This window comes from Chlorogloeopsis sp. ULAP02 (assembly GCF_038404745.2).
In the GTDB taxonomy this organism is placed as follows: Bacteria; Cyanobacteriota; Cyanobacteriia; order Cyanobacteriales; family Nostocaceae; genus Chlorogloeopsis.
The window spans coordinates 55,815-70,429 of record NZ_JAYKTT020000082.1 but is presented as its reverse complement, the minus strand read 5'-3'; the positions used below and the strand labels follow the sequence as shown (position 1 = coordinate 70,429).

The window sequence follows — 14,615 nt, the reverse complement described above, 5'->3', positions numbered from 1 at the left end:
ATCCCAAATTTTCTTGTGGGATGGGTGTCCCCACCCGTCCCATCTGAGGGGCGGGCAGGATGCCCACCCCACAATCCAGGATAATTTGTTTCTTGGAAATCCCTTAACTTGTAAAAATTTTGTTAACAGAAAAAGGTGTGTTTAAGTTAACACACCTTCGGATCTTAAAAATTAACTTTCAAACAGCACCTTATCTAGTTTTAGTTAAAGTGCTACTATATCCTAGCTTCAATCACTCAAAGTAGCGTTTGTTCAACTGCGTACACCAATATGGTGAAAAAGGTTTCTTACTCTATACCTTACAACACCAGTCTTAGGCTACTTGTACTCAACGAGGATACCTCTAAGAGTGCAGTGGCTCACGACAGCGCTGGCTCCCCTACACCTGTTGCAAGTTAGCAGTGAGTAAGCTATTAGTTGGTCTCGTATTTTACTTCACGTTTATGCATTGTGGCCGTATAACTCTTCCACCCATCACCCTCTTCTTCAGTAACTGTATATTCATCAGTAAGCGGAGTACTACTTGTAGATGAAGGCATACCTAACAAACCCATAATAGGAACAAAGGGGTACATTAACGGTATAAACATTCCGCCTGCAACTATCTCGCTCTCATCATTGCTAATTTCTTTACACAGACCAAGAGATTCTAGTTCAGAAATTTTTTGGTCAAAGAAATGACTCATAATTGGCTCCTAAAAGTTTCAACTCATCTATAGCGATCGGTTATTGTTTCCGTATCTAAATTTGATAACCCTAATTAAAATTTAATTCTCACAAATATATATTTCCAGGTTAATTACGCAATCTAAATTTCATAAAGATGAATGCGATATTTCGTATTTAAGAAATTTTTATATCAGTTAATAACAAATGTTTTTTCATTTATAAGTATTAAACATCACTAAATGTTTACCTTAGAACTCCAACATTCAAGCTCAAAGGCTCAAAAATGATTAAACAGTACGCTTATTTACTAAAGCTATACACTAATAGAAGCAGTTAGTACTGATGGAGGATGAATATGCGTTCCTATCCTGTAGTTGCTCTTCTGATGCTTTTAGGCAATCTCCTTTTCTCAACTGCAATCAGTGCTGAGGAACCTGTCACTATAACTAGCTTGGAATTGCGCGATCGCATAGTTGTCATCACCAATGGCAAAGACGAGCTAAAATACTCAGTCAAAATGAAGGATGGCACTATGCTCAGTGCCAATTTAAGCGAAGATGAACTAGCCCAGCAGCACCCTGATATTTACGATCAGGTTCGTCCAGCTTATGCTAACGACAAAAATACCCCTGGTTTGCTGATGTGGGTAGGAGACTTAGAAGGTAAGCCTTGAAGTATTCAACTTTATACATTGCCAAGTGATGCGATCGCCCTTGGGGTATTCTTTAAACTAAAGTACCTTTGTTGAAGAACGATTTAATTGTTCAACAATCCAATCTCTGACAGCTTGGGTAACTTCATCAGCCACTTGATCTAAACAATGATCGGCATTTGGATACAAAATAATACGCTTAGGTTGCAGGGCAAGTTGATAGACACGTTGCGAACAATCAGGAGGCAGTACCCGATCCTCTGTACCATGTAACAGCAGGAGCGAACATCGCGTGGCTAGATCGGCAACAGTTTCTGTGCCATAAACTTGGGTAGCAATGGTAACTACAGTACGAACATCTGGAGCTTGAATAGCAGCTTTAATTACCACCGCACCACCAAAAGAGTGTCCAATCAACGCAAAATTTTGTATCCCTTCGTCATGTAAATAGTTAATACCAGCTAAAACATCTAAGACTGATTCTTCAAGTTCTGCCGGATAACGATAGCGTACTCTTAAAGAAGCTATTCCTTCTTTAGTTAGCTGTTGGCAAAGCAACGGATAAAGCCCACGAGCTGGCGTATCCCAGTCACCACCCACGCCACCAACCCAAATCGCCGCTTGTTCAGTATCCTTAAGCGGATAGTAACGGCAGTGTATGCCACCTCTGCTCGTTATCAGTTTAACTGGGTAATATTCTTCTTGCTGTTGTCCGACATGAACGTCTCGGACTATCCTTTCAAAGGATTCATCATATATATGCTGCATATTATCCTCCGCTACCAACCTCTGTGCTAAGTTCTAGAGTTAGAAAAACGGGTGTAGAGGAAAACCTATCAACAAATGTAATCAGAACTTAGTATTTCTCGCACTATACATCTATACATACACCCCATACTCCGCGCTCGCAGATAAATGTATACATTTGTAGAAATTATTCTGATATCTAAATAATTATGATTGAATATTATTAATAATACTTTTGATAAAAATATTCGCTCATTAATGTTCTGTGAAATAAATACGCGATCGCATCGGCACAATCACCATCACTATCAATATAGATAAGTTTTGGGCAAGCTGCATATTCTTTTGGAAGTGAATTTATATTGGGCAGCGATCGCATTGAAAATATTAGTTAAGAAAAAATCATGGTGATGACCCTGGAGGTAAGCAACTAAAATATAGTTGCTTTGTTTTGAAAATCCAATTAAGCAATACCCAAAACTTTCCGCAATACAACTTGGTCTTCTAATTTGACTTTTAGGCGACCTTTTTCGATATCACGAATCCAGCTTTGACTTTTACCTGCTAGCTTTGCCAGTTCTCTTTGCGAGAGGTTAAGATTTTTTCGCGCTCGCAAAATCTGTTCGCCAATCAAATCACTTGTGGTTTTTGACTTTCTTTTGTTTTTTGCGGTTCGCTGTTGCTTTTTTTCTGAGTCTGCAATGTGCTGTTCCCAGTCTGGAGGCAGATCGAAAGCTAAAATACGCGCATTCATCAGGAGATTCCACTTGCCGCGAGGGCCTATATCTGTAAGCCGCGAGGTGTTGCCACCGTCATTCATCCAAAATTCCAGTGCCTCATCTGGATCTTCGGGAATATCGACTAACTTAGCCCACAAAGGTTGTATGGCAGTTGGGTAAGTAACTGGGTCAAAACAGGGTTTCATTCCATAATGATTGAGGACTTCTAAATCATGTTCAAAAGTCCGTAGCAATCGTTTGCGTTCCTCTCTTTGCCTAAATGCTAAGGTAATTTTTTCTTCACCGTAGGCAACCCGCATTAAGGTAGGAACGGTAATGCGTTGCTCTTTACCCATCTTGGTTTTAAACAGCAACCACAGCATCAATCGCGCTGCACCTTCATGCTGCTGCCAAATACTCATCACTGTAGTTAACAAAGATTTTGGCAGACTCCCGTATTGATAAAATGCAGTTCTTTCCTTACAGCCTTGTTTGTTTAAGAAGTATTGTGTCCAGATACCTGCTCTGACTTTAAAGGTTAAGCCAACCAGATATTTACAACCAAGTTCGTCTTCTTGAAAGTGGTGCTGAATTGTCACTAACTCCCACAAACGACTTCTTGTGATCGAAAACCCCTTGACTTGCCCTTGTTGAGGCCAGTCAATAGAAATGATGAGCGAGCAAGCTTGCTGTACCAAGTTTTTCATTAAAGCCAGCTTGACAGCTTTGCTCAAATCTTTACGTTTCTCTAAGCCCAAATATTTCTCTAATTGGCGTTCATCAATTGCAAACTCTTGCTCCCAAGGTCGATCCAAACTTGTAGCATAAGCTGCAAAAATCAAATGGATACAAGCATTTCTAATATCGAGTGCCTCAATTGCTTCTAGATCTGTTACTAGTTTTTGTGGCAGCTCAGTAATAGATGTGCTTGGATCTGCTGATGCAAGAATATGAAAGGCGATCGCTCCCTTACCTTGGTAGACTTGTCGGCGATAACACAAATTTCCTTGTTCATCTGTTTCCCAAGGCAGTGAAGTGCGTTGTGCCAGCACATTACAAGCTTCCCAAATGACAATTGCCGAAGCAAAGGGGTTGCTCTTGCCATTAGAAAACAAGTCTGGATTAGTCACCTCTCTTGGTTCAACTCTACACCTTCCCCTTTTTGCTTGCCAGGGTATGGGAGAGTTGGTGGGACAGGCTACTACACACTGAGGTTCTGGATAATAACCCTCGCAGTTGTTACAAAGACTCGGATCAATCCAGTATTCATCGTTTTCAATTTTGATAGCACCTGTAGGACATTGAGGACGGCAATTATCACATCCAACGCAACTGTTATTCGGAATTGTATAAGGCATAAGGCTATTGCCACTATATTCGTTGAGATGTTTGGCTCAAGTCTCCCCTGGATGCGTCCTTTCTATGCACTACTCACCACCACATTCTTACTTTTACCAGCAATACATGATTGCTGTACTAACCACCCACATCCATACTCAGACAGACCATCCAATTACAAGCTATTTACAGCTTTTAACCCGACCGAGCCATCAAATCTTGATTATCTATAAATTTCATAATTTTTTCCAGAAATGTGTTCATCATGAGCGTTCATACCATTTCTTTCTTTTTCTGTACGGTAATTACCGACTTTTTTCACTTAATAAAAACTCTTACTGAAATTATCTGTTATCACTAACATTTCAAAATAGAAGTTAGGGAATTAAAATTGGATTATTAATAATATTAATCTTTAACAATTCTGATGATTCTGTCAATTGGTTTACACTTTTTTGTCTTTTACTCATATTCTGGATGAAATTTTTACCATAATTTGTATGACAAATGACTGAAAAAGGCTTAAGAAGGCAGATGGCAGGAGGCAGAAGGTATCAACCTGGTAACGAGGGTGAAGGAGCAAGAACGTCATTCAGATTTCCCTTGTCCCCGTCTCCCCTTGTCTTCTTCTTTTCTCTATTCCCTTTTAATGCAAACAAGTATCATCATTTTTGAGAGTTACAAGAAAACCTCCCCAACCCTGTTCCCTTTTAATTTGGATGTATTATCAGTACAACTCTTGTCTGGTTGAATTTTACTATTCATATTTATAAAAAATTATTGGTAATTAATTTCATCTATTGTTTCAATTACAAAAAACCAGCTGGTTTTTTGTATAAGTTATAGAATTTTGACGAAATAAAAGGTTAAATTAGAACATTAAAAAAATAAAATAAAGGTTATATTAGAGTGAGCGTAAAGCGCAAATATATTCGTCAACAAAATTGCAGAAGGTACATACATGGCAGTATTAACAGGATTGACATTAGGTGGAAAAGCTTGGACTCCAAAATTCATTGAATCAATTGACCAAGATAAATGTATTGGTTGTGGCAGATGCTTCAAAATCTGCGGGCATAACGTCCTAGAACTAAAAGCGATGAATGAAGAGGGAGAATTTGTAGAAGATGAAGACGATGATGAAATTGAAAAGAAAGTAATGACAGTTGCTCATCCAGAAAACTGTATTGGTTGTGAAGCATGTGCAAAAATTTGTTCCAAGAACTGCTATACCCATGCTGCATTAAATAACTAGGTCTTTGGGTAGAAGAGAGATATTATTGTTAAAGGAAATACTGTTTACCTCAAATGTAATCAACGTAGCAAGAATACCAGAGGGGAAAATTAGTTATTTACAGTAACTCTACAAAAAGTTCACAGTAAACAAATCCGTAAATCACAAATTGTTAGTAGTTAACAACTTAAAACTTGCTGCTAAGATAGCCTCATCATTTTTTAGGCAAACAGTTTGCCATCAACAATCAAACTTCTCTATAAGCAGGAAGATCCTGGGAAATAGGAATAAATATATAGTCTCAGAATTGGTGGGGGAACATAAATTAAAACATGATTAAATTCCCCCAATTATTTATTAGAAACATAGAAAATAAAATAGTTAGACAAAGTTGCCTGAAAAAGGTGTAAACCAAAATAAGTACAAAAATTGTAACAGTCACAGATCTAGACACAAACCTAAAAATTCTCTTCTTTGGTGTGACGTATGCATCGAAAGCACAGGATGCAATGTACTACTTTACAACAGGCGAGAATCACACCTTGAACAACGTGTTAAAGAGCAGGTATATATGCAACAAATTCCTGTTTCGCTGTTAACCTTAGTTGCTGGAGTAGTAATCACACTCTTCAGTATTTGGGTTGGTCAACACCACAGTCTACTACCGGAACAAGCATCGCAACAAGCACCTTTAGTAGACGGATTTTTTAATATTATGGTGACAATTGCCACCGCACTATTTGTAGTGGTAGAAGGAACCATTCTGATTTTTTTATGGAAATTTCGTCACCGTCAAGGTGATGATACAGATGGTGCGCCCATCGAGGGTAACTTGCCTCTCGAAGTTTTTTGGACAGCAATTCCAACCATCATCGTCATTGTCTTAGGAATTTACAGTGTAGATGTATACGGGCGCATGGGGGGGTTAGATACTCACAATCATGCTCCATCTCATGTTGCTCAAATGCCTGGAACTGCTTTAGCTGCAACATTGAATGATGGATCTGGGATGGAAATGGCAGCACCAGTCAATGAACCGGAAATTGGGATTGGCGGAGCTAGCGATCGCCCAGAAAAACCCGCCGACTTAGCAGTCGATGTCACGGGAATGCAGTTTGCCTGGATTTTCAATTATCCCAACAGCGGTGTGACAGCTGGTGAATTACACGTTCCGGTTGGTGCTGATGTACAACTGAACCTGACTGCCACAGACGTAATTCACTCTCTTTGGGTACCGCAATTTCGTTTAAAGCAAGATGCAATTCCCGGTATCCCAACTAAACTGCGGTTTATCGCCACTAAAGTCGGTACATATCCCATCGTTTGTACAGAATTGTGCGGTGGCTATCACGGTTCGATGCGATCGCAGGTAGTTGTTCATACTCCCGCCGAGTTTGAAAGCTGGTTAGCAGAAAACCGCATTGCCCAACAGGAACTAAAACAAGCAGTTGCAGTGAACCCTGCTGAATTATCAACATCAGATTTTCTCGCTCCCTACACCCAAAAAATGGGGATAGAGTCAATAGTTCATAGTCATTAATTTGGTGGTTAATCAACTCTGCGTCCCTCTGCGTTTTCCTCTGTGTTCCTCTGCGTTTCAAGGCGCTACGAACTTGAGAAACGCTGTAACCACCAACAGACAAATTATCGCGGAAATTGCTTATGACGCTCGAAATTCCACGGAATCATCCACCGGGAAGTGAAGCCTCTACTGTTGTGGTTGCCGGAACCACTCATCATCCCCAAGCGTGGAAATGGTACCACTACTTCACATTTAATGTTGACCATAAGGTCATTGGCATCCAATACTTAGTAACGGCGTTTTTGTTCTACCTTATCGGTGGGCTGATGGCAGTTGCCATGCGTGCTGAGTTGGCAACACCCGATGCTGATTTGCTAGAACCTAACCTTTACAACGCTTTCATGACGAATCACGGGACGATCATGATTTTCTTTTGGATCGTCCCTAGTGCGATTGGAGGATTTGGCAATTTCCTGGTGCCGTTGATGGTGGGTGCTAGGGATATGGCTTTTCCGAAGTTGAATGCGATCGCTTTTTGGTTGAACCCACCTGCGGGTTTGCTACTATTAGCTAGTTTCTTCTTCGGTGGTGGTTCCCAATCTGGTTGGACGGCTTATCCTCCTCTGAGTCTGGTTACTGCTCCGGTTGCTCAAACATTGTGGGTACTCGCCATTGTTTTGGTAGGAACCTCCTCCATTTTGGGTTCGCTGAACTTTGTCATCACCATCTTGTTCATGAAAGTTCCCAGCATGAAGTGGGATCAAGTTCCCCTATTTTGCTGGGCGATTTTGGCAACTTCCGTTTTAGCACTGGTATCTACACCAGTGTTAGCAGCAGGATTGATACTACTGTTATTCGACCTTCATTTTGGCACATCCTTCTTCAAACCAGATGCAGGCGGTAACGTAGTCCTTTACCAACACCTATTCTGGTTCTATTCCCATCCGGCAGTTTATCTGATGATTCTGCCCATCTTCGGCATCATGTCCGAAGTCATACCCGTACATGCGCGCAAACCTATTTTTGGCTATAAAGCGATCGCCTATTCTAGTCTGGCTATCTGCGTTGTGGGCTTGTTCGTTTGGGTACACCATATGTTTACCAGTGGCACACCCGGTTGGATGCGGATGTTCTTCACCATCTCTACCTTGATCGTCGCCGTTCCCACTGGTGTGAAGATTTTTGGTTGGGTAGCAACCCTCTGGGGTGGCAAAATCCGCTTCACCAGTGCCATGCTGTTTGCGGTTGGCTTATTGATGATGTTTGTTCTAGGTGGGATTGGTGGTGTCACCCTGGGAACAGCACCCTTTGATGTTCACGTTCACGACACCTACTATGTAGTAGGACACTTCCACTACGTATTGTTTGGCGGTTCCGTATTTGGTATTTACGCTGGCATTTACCACTGGTTCCCCAAAATCACTGGACGGATGATGAATGAAACCTTAGGTCGCATTCACTTTATCCTTACCTTTATCGGTACAAATTTGACTTTCCTACCCATGCATGAATTGGGTTTACAAGGAATGCCCCGAAGAGTAGCAATGTACGATCCGCAATTTACCTCCATCAACGAGATTTGTACGATTGGTGCTTATGTTTTGGGCATATCGGTAATTCCCTTCACAATTAACATTCTCTGGAGTTGGATTGCTGGTAAGAAAGCCGGAGACAATCCTTGGAATGCTATGACTTTAGAGTGGACAACCAGTTCTCCGCCTCTGATTGAAAACTGGGAAATCTTACCCGTAGTAACTCACGGCCCTTACGATTACGGTATCAATGGCCATAGTACAGTTTCGGAAACAGGTGAAACGGCTGTTGCTGCTAATGGTTAGTGGTTAGTAGTTAGTGGTTAGTGGTTCTTAACTGGCGCAGGTAGGCAGAAGGGAAGAAAGTTTGTTTATCTGTTCTGGTGTACCCAGTTTATAAAGGCTACTAACTACTATCTACTGTACGGGCGGGTTTTGCTGATAATCTTGCCGTTCAAACAGATAATTTATCTTCTAAAGCCGCCCCTACTAACTAATTACTATCTACTAACATTCAACAATTACATAATATGGCGATCGCAACAACAACGAGTCCAGCTCATCACGAAGAACATCAAGATTTACGAGTCAAGGGACTATTAGCGTTTCTTATGTCGGAATCTTTAATGTTTGGGGGGTTTTTTGCCACTTATTTGTTTTTTAAAGGAAGTAACGAAGTTTGGCCTCCAGAAGGTACGGAAGTAGAGTTATTATTGCCGACAATTAACACCATCATTCTGGTTTCTAGTAGTTTTGTGATTCACTTCGGTGATACGGCAATTAAAAGGAATGATGTTCGAGGGATGCGCAAGTGGTACATCATCACCGCAATCATGGGTGCAGTTTTCCTACTCGGACAAGCTTATGAGTACATGACCTTAGGATACGGTCTGACTACTAACATATTTTCCAACTGTTTTTACTTAATGACGGGGTTCCACGGGTTACACGTTTTTGTGGGACTGCTGTTAATTTTAGGTGTGTTGTGGCGATCGCGTCGTCCTGGTCATTATTCTGCCACGAAACATACTGGCATCGAAATGGCAGAAATTTACTGGCACTTCGTAGACATTATTTGGATTATCCTCTTTACTTTGTTGTACGTTCTCACAAAATTTTAGGGAACAGGGAAAACTGTAACCTGTATCCTGTAACCTATTTCCTTTTTCTCAAGAAGAGCCAGAGGCTCTAGTTCTCGTTACCAGGTTCAACCTGGTAACGAGGGTTTGTGGGCTTGCCTGGTGGCTGTCGGTAGGAGTGCAAGAATTATATACAAAGGAGATTTATATCAAGTGGATGCAGAAAAATTTTCATGGTTTAAAGTACCAGAGAATATCAAAAGTTTATTGATATTAGCAGCAGAAAACTGGGAAAACTCCTCTGTATCTGAAAATTATATCAATCAAGCCTTAGCCAAAACTGGAGAACAAATAGATGTTTTGGTAGCAGCATATAGATACTTTTATTACAAAAACAATTATTCTATGGCATTAAAAATAGCAATTAAAGTAATTGATAAAATTAAAAAGTCAGAAAATTTGCCAGATAATTGGGAACAGCTAAAACCAATATTAGCTAATCGTAAAGAAGACTCAGAAATCCGGATGTATTTAAACTCTTGTGCCGCTTCGGGATTGGTATTAGCGAAATTGGGAGAAATAGAGAAAGCAAAAAAAATATGTACTCAAATCAAAGAAATTGATGATAAGCATGATTTTGGTGCTGGACTGTTATTTGATATTTTGACACGCCCACCAGAAGATGATGATGAGTAAATTTAATCTCTCTTGTAAGTAGCCTTTACTGAGGTGCGTACATCAGGGCAGGGAAAAGGACAATTAAACTCATCTGTCTCCTGTCCCCTATCCCCTATTACCTAACTTCCCTTCTGCCCTCTGCCTTCTCTTATATACTATACCTTCAAAAATATGCAAGGAAAAAATTGGCTTGTCACTGGGGATGGAAATTATCAAATCTGTAAATCTATGAGAGCGTGGGATTTACTAAGGGATAATTATCGCCTTTACAGATTTTTAACTGAATTAGAAGATGTTCTGCAAAATGTAGAAAACGAAGCCAGTCGTTTACCAGAGATTCAAATGCTAGTAAGACGATTAATTGTTAATTCTTACTGGGTACAAAGCCAATATTTAGAACCTTGTCCTCAAACTGGTACTTCGGTTTTACTCCTCTATGATGAATTAGGTTTTCCCTTTACAGTACAAACAGTGACATTTGCACCAGAAACAACTTCTAATATTCATAATCACGGTACTTGGGGACTGGTTGCAGTATTAAAAGGACAAGAAAAAAATACTTTTTGGCGACGTAATTCTAATCCAGAATTACCGGATCAAATTGAACAAACAGGAGAATTAACTTTATTTCCAGGTGATATAATTTGCTTCACACCTGATGCAATTCATAGTGTAGAAGCAATAGGTAATGAACCAACTGTTACTTTTAATCTGTATGGAGAAACTGACCCCAACCAGCGATTTGAGTATAATTTGATAACTCATACTGCTAGAAATTTCTAGTTACTAAATAGCAATAATTATTATTAGTAAAATAATTTTATTTTTTAATTAAAATTTAATTAGGTGAGTAATTTTCAGTGAACAGTCAACAGTAAACAGTTATTAATTGGTAACTGATAACTGATAACTGGTAACTGACATTGATTTTCTATTCTTCAAACCAGTAGGAGTTACTGTAATGGCAAGGGTAATTTTTTATGAAAAACCAGGTTGTAAGAACAATACTAAACAAAAAACTCTACTTACAGCTGCCGGTCATGAAGTGATTGCCTACAATATACTCGCAGAACCTTGGACTATTGAGCGTTTGCGCTCATTTTTTGGCGATCGCCCTGTATCGGAATGGTTTAATCGCGCGGCTCCACGAGTGCAATCGGGCGAGTTAGTACCCGAACAAGTTGATGCTGAAACCGCTTTATTGTTAATGCTCAAAGATCCATTGTTAATTCGCCGTCCTTTGATGCAAGTAGGCGATCGCTGCGAGATAGGTTTCGATACCGAGACGGTTGATGCTTGGATTGGGCTAAAGCCTAAGGATGCGACTTTAAAGGAAATTACAGAAAAGCTGATCGAACAAGACTTGCAAAGCTGTTCTCACAAGCACGGACATGGACATCACCACAATGAACACGAGCCAAAGCAAGGTTCTTGCAATCATTAATTGTACATAGTTCAAACACTTAAACCCAAACTAGCTGCTAAAAAAATTCGCGATCGCAAGCGTGCGATCGTGTTTTCTTATGATATCTTTCTCTCTTTAAGTAATATTTCGTAGTCTTTAGTATATTAAATTACCTTAATACTTGAGATAGTTCCCACTTCAGAAGTTGTATTGTTACGTCTTATATTCGTCAATTAGTGGTTTATCCTGATATATGCAATATAGAAGTTGGGTAAAGCAGCAAACTAAATTAAAGACGAGTAAAGTTCAAATTTTCATCATTATACAAATCAACTATCTCACTCAAACCCTTGTAGATAAGGTTAAAACACCTCTCACAGCAAGAGATCTGATTGCTAAACTCAGTTATCTAAAAATGAAATGACTGGAATACAAGAAAACCCAAACAAAAGATAGAAATAGTCTATCTTGTCAAGCTAATCTCCACTAAATTTGACTGAAATCTGTATATATAGGTAATTTTGCATAAAAAAATAGGCTGTAATAATCACGGAAGACTTTAGCTGCAAGTAAAGCTAAATTGTAAACAAAAGCAATAAAAATAAAAGCAGTACATAATATGCAGCTTATTTATTAGCATGAAATGTGTAATAGCAAAAATGTATGTTTACTCTCCATTATCTAGTAGCTCATTAGCACTTTCGATTTAGTTCTATTATGATTTTGGAGCTATAAATTTATTTTTTAGCGAATTTTGGTTAATTAAAAACTAATTTAATCAAAATAGTTTAGCAAAATCAAAAATGACTCTATCAATAGTCATTTTTGATTAATAATTATTGGTCAAAATTGATTTTGAGAACAATTGAGCCAGTAAATTTTGAATAATATTTAGACTAATTTTAATAGTTTTCATAATTGTTTTGACTGTTGGTTGCAGATATAAGTTATTGCAACTAAGACTTTAATCATGTTTTACTCATGTGGTTATTTTTTTAAAACAAAAAAATGAAATCTTTACTAGATCAAGAGTGGAGGTTGTAATGATACATAGGATGTATCTAATATTTTTAGTATTGATTGGAACTGTAGTTTATCCAATCAAAGGAATAGCTCAAAGCGAAGGTCAAACTGATGGCTCAAATCTCACTATTCAAGATTTTATCGAGCTAGGAGCTCAATCTCTCAAAAGTACTGATGCTACTAAGATAACTGGCGCTAACGTAGATGAATCAAAAGTATCTCAAGTTATCTATGTATCCAAGAGTATGGAAGCATCTGACACTAACGATGGCAGTCAAAAAAATCCACTCTTAACAATAGGTGCAGCATTAGAAAAGGCTAGAGGATATTTGTCACAGGGTGTCTCAACGAAAATAGCACTGAGTCCCGATGTCTATCGTGAAGGTTCACTCAAAATAGATTACCGCTTTCCAAAAGTTCCAGATGGAGTAGTGTTAGTAATTGAAGGACAGGGGAGTACGCCTACAGTCATTAAGGGTTCTGAGCTAGTACCGCTCTCTGCATGGACACCAGCAATTAAAACTGACAAAGGCTTGATATATCGTATGCCTTGGAATTATGATTTTGGTAATCATGGTGGGCCGTACGGTAAATATGGGCCAAAGAACATACTTGCACATAGAAGGGAACTTGTCTTTGTAAATGGCAGACAACAAAGACAAGTATTACTTGAAAAATATAACTATACATTCCCTAACACTTTCCGAGGTACTGGTAGTTATGAGTACTTGGGATTTGTAGAGCCTCAAGAAGCACTGCTTCACTCTGGGAGTTTTGGTGTTGCTGAAAAGAGTGAAAACGGAGATTTTCTGTATCTTCTCCCGAATAGCAATGTCAACTTTAAAAATGCAACCATCGAAGTAGGGGTGCATCCATTCTTGATGCGGTTTTACCAAGTGCGTAATGTAGTCCTACGAAATATTTCATTTCGGCATTCAGTAGGTACGTTGGGTGGAACTGCTGCCGTGATATTTGGTGAAGAGTGGAATAATCAACAGTCCTTGATTAACCGGAATATTTTAATAGACCAATGCCGCTTTGAATGGAATAATTACCAAGGACTTTATTTGTTCAAAACCCAAGATGTAACTGTAAAAAATAGTGTCTTTAACTACAACGGCTTTATGGGTGCATCAACAGACAATATGGTAAATGGGCTGTGGATTGGAAATAGTACAAACTTCAATAACTGGCGTGGCAATCTTTCGGGTTGGAGAGGCTGGGCAATCAGTGGGGCAAAACATCACTTCGCTAAAAATGTGCTGTTCAAAGATCAGCAGGCGATCGGAAACTTTACAAGTGGGATGTGGTTCGATCACGAAAATAATAATGTAGTCATTGATAACTTTGTTGCAGTAAAAAACTCAGCAGGATTGTTTCTAGAGGCTTCGCCGGGGCCGTTTCTTGTCAAGAACTCTTTTATCTCTGACTCTAGACATAGGGCAGGAATTGATATCAGCAATGCTCAAAATATAACGATTTTAGATTCGGTTATTACCAATAATCCCAATCAAATTTCTCTTGTGGGAGCATCCCGATACTACTCTAATTCCACTGCTTATCATCTTGGAGAAGTACAAAAAATTAGCGATATTCCCGTTGGGGTAGGGCCGCTCACTATCCGAAATTCATTGATTTCTTCAGAAACATCAAACCAGATGTTGTTCTTTGCCAACACTGGAAATAATAGGATGTATACTTCGGTGTTTCAGAATAACTATGAATCATCCAATAACACTTATTGGGCTCCGAAACTCAAGTCTTTTCTATTAGAGCCAGATTATCCATCCGTTCCTGGCTCTCCAGCAACTGATATAGAAAAGTGGAAATCTTACACGGGTGACAACGGACAGTGGATAGAACCAAACTTCAATTCGCCTAAAGTCTATGATTACACCGTCTCAAATGTAGAAGTTCGCTCCTACTCTATGCCTGAGGAATTACAACAAAAACTCCAAAGTTTTGAGAATTTTTTTAGTCAAATCAATCGAAACTAGACAATTTTACTTCAGAAAAA

13 protein-coding genes are annotated in these 14,615 nt (G+C 39.2%); 9 read left to right on the top strand and 4 right to left on the bottom strand.

Annotated elements, in window-relative coordinates; translation table 11 throughout:
* Positions 1–413: 413 nt before the first annotated feature.
* Complete coding sequence (locus U2718_RS30550; RefSeq protein WP_341993797.1) at positions 414–686, bottom strand: hypothetical protein; 273 nt, start codon at positions 684–686, stop codon at positions 414–416.
* A 338-nt stretch (positions 687–1,024) separates the two neighbouring features.
* On the opposite strand from U2718_RS30550, the gene U2718_RS30545 reads away from it, so the two are divergent.
* The gene (locus U2718_RS30545; RefSeq protein ID WP_341993798.1) at positions 1,025–1,342 is read left to right on the top strand and encodes a hypothetical protein; all 318 of its coding nucleotides are present in this window, start codon (positions 1,025–1,027) and stop codon (positions 1,340–1,342) included.
* A gap of 57 nt (positions 1,343–1,399) precedes the next feature.
* Here U2718_RS30545 and U2718_RS30540 read toward each other — a convergent pair whose 3' ends face one another.
* The 3 genes from U2718_RS30540 to U2718_RS30530 form a co-directional block, all read right to left on the bottom strand.
* Positions 1,400–2,089 carry an alpha/beta hydrolase gene (locus U2718_RS30540; protein WP_341993799.1) on the bottom strand — a complete coding sequence of 230 codons (690 nt, stop codon included), beginning with the start codon at positions 2,087–2,089 and terminating at the stop codon, positions 1,400–1,402.
* Between the two features lie 202 nt (positions 2,090–2,291).
* A complete protein-coding gene (locus tag U2718_RS30535; protein ID WP_289790393.1) occupies positions 2,292–2,447 on the bottom strand; it encodes a hypothetical protein in 156 nt (51 codons plus the stop codon).
* Positions 2,448–2,531: 84 nt separating this feature from the next.
* Positions 2,532–4,145, bottom strand: a complete 1,614-nt coding sequence (locus U2718_RS30530; protein ID WP_341993800.1) for a helix-turn-helix domain-containing protein — start codon at positions 4,143–4,145, stop codon at positions 2,532–2,534.
* A 941-nt stretch (positions 4,146–5,086) separates the two neighbouring features.
* Here U2718_RS30530 and fdxB point away from each other — a divergent pair.
* The 8 genes from fdxB (at position 5,087) to U2718_RS30490 (ending at position 14,595) form a co-directional block, all read left to right on the top strand.
* Positions 5,087–5,380 (top strand): ferredoxin III, nif-specific, encoded by a 294-nt coding sequence (fdxB, locus tag U2718_RS30525; RefSeq protein ID WP_341993801.1) that lies wholly within the window; start codon positions 5,087–5,089, stop codon positions 5,378–5,380.
* Between the two features lie 550 nt (positions 5,381–5,930).
* Positions 5,931–6,899 (top strand): cytochrome c oxidase subunit II, encoded by a 969-nt coding sequence (locus U2718_RS30520; RefSeq protein WP_341993802.1) that lies wholly within the window; start codon positions 5,931–5,933, stop codon positions 6,897–6,899.
* Between the two features lie 122 nt (positions 6,900–7,021).
* Positions 7,022–8,719 (top strand): cytochrome c oxidase subunit I, encoded by a 1,698-nt coding sequence (gene ctaD, locus U2718_RS30515; RefSeq protein WP_341993803.1) that lies wholly within the window; start codon positions 7,022–7,024, stop codon positions 8,717–8,719.
* Between the two features lie 206 nt (positions 8,720–8,925).
* Positions 8,926–9,534 carry a heme-copper oxidase subunit III gene (locus U2718_RS30510; protein WP_341993850.1) on the top strand — a complete coding sequence of 203 codons (609 nt, stop codon included), beginning with the start codon at positions 8,926–8,928 and terminating at the stop codon, positions 9,532–9,534.
* A gap of 171 nt (positions 9,535–9,705) precedes the next feature.
* Positions 9,706–10,188: a hypothetical protein gene (locus tag U2718_RS30505; protein ID WP_341993804.1), complete on the top strand. Its 483-nt coding sequence runs from the start codon at positions 9,706–9,708 to the stop codon at positions 10,186–10,188.
* Between the two features lie 153 nt (positions 10,189–10,341).
* On the top strand, positions 10,342–10,953 hold the full coding sequence (locus U2718_RS30500; RefSeq protein WP_341993806.1) for a cupin: 612 nt from the start codon (positions 10,342–10,344) through the stop codon (positions 10,951–10,953).
* A 178-nt stretch (positions 10,954–11,131) separates the two neighbouring features.
* Positions 11,132–11,614 carry an ArsC/Spx/MgsR family protein gene (locus U2718_RS30495; protein WP_341993807.1) on the top strand — a complete coding sequence of 161 codons (483 nt, stop codon included), beginning with the start codon at positions 11,132–11,134 and terminating at the stop codon, positions 11,612–11,614.
* Between the two features lie 1,004 nt (positions 11,615–12,618).
* Positions 12,619–14,595 (top strand): right-handed parallel beta-helix repeat-containing protein, encoded by a 1,977-nt coding sequence (locus U2718_RS30490; RefSeq protein ID WP_341993808.1) that lies wholly within the window; start codon positions 12,619–12,621, stop codon positions 14,593–14,595.
* The last annotated feature ends 20 nt before the right edge of the window (positions 14,596–14,615 follow it).

Excerpts from the sequence above, each read along its gene's own strand:
- U2718_RS30550 (WP_341993797.1), bottom strand. The coding sequence starts at position 686 with ATGAGTCATTTCTTTGACCAAAAAATTTCTGAACTAGAATCTCTTGGT.
- U2718_RS30545 (WP_341993798.1), top strand. The coding sequence starts at position 1,025 with ATGCGTTCCTATCCTGTAGTTGCTCTTCTGATGCTTTTAGGCAATCTC.
- U2718_RS30540 (WP_341993799.1), bottom strand. The coding sequence starts at position 2,089 with ATGCAGCATATATATGATGAATCCTTTGAAAGGATAGTCCGAGACGTT.
- U2718_RS30535 (WP_289790393.1), bottom strand. The coding sequence starts at position 2,447 with ATGCGATCGCTGCCCAATATAAATTCACTTCCAAAAGAATATGCAGCT.
- U2718_RS30530 (WP_341993800.1), bottom strand. The coding sequence starts at position 4,145 with ATGCCTTATACAATTCCGAATAACAGTTGCGTTGGATGTGATAATTGC.
- fdxB (WP_341993801.1), top strand. The coding sequence starts at position 5,087 with ATGGCAGTATTAACAGGATTGACATTAGGTGGAAAAGCTTGGACTCCA.
- U2718_RS30520 (WP_341993802.1), top strand. The coding sequence starts at position 5,931 with ATGCAACAAATTCCTGTTTCGCTGTTAACCTTAGTTGCTGGAGTAGTA.
- ctaD (WP_341993803.1), top strand. The coding sequence starts at position 7,022 with ATGACGCTCGAAATTCCACGGAATCATCCACCGGGAAGTGAAGCCTCT.
- U2718_RS30500 (WP_341993806.1), top strand. The coding sequence starts at position 10,342 with ATGCAAGGAAAAAATTGGCTTGTCACTGGGGATGGAAATTATCAAATC.
- U2718_RS30495 (WP_341993807.1), top strand. The coding sequence starts at position 11,132 with ATGGCAAGGGTAATTTTTTATGAAAAACCAGGTTGTAAGAACAATACT.
- U2718_RS30490 (WP_341993808.1), top strand. The coding sequence starts at position 12,619 with ATGATACATAGGATGTATCTAATATTTTTAGTATTGATTGGAACTGTA.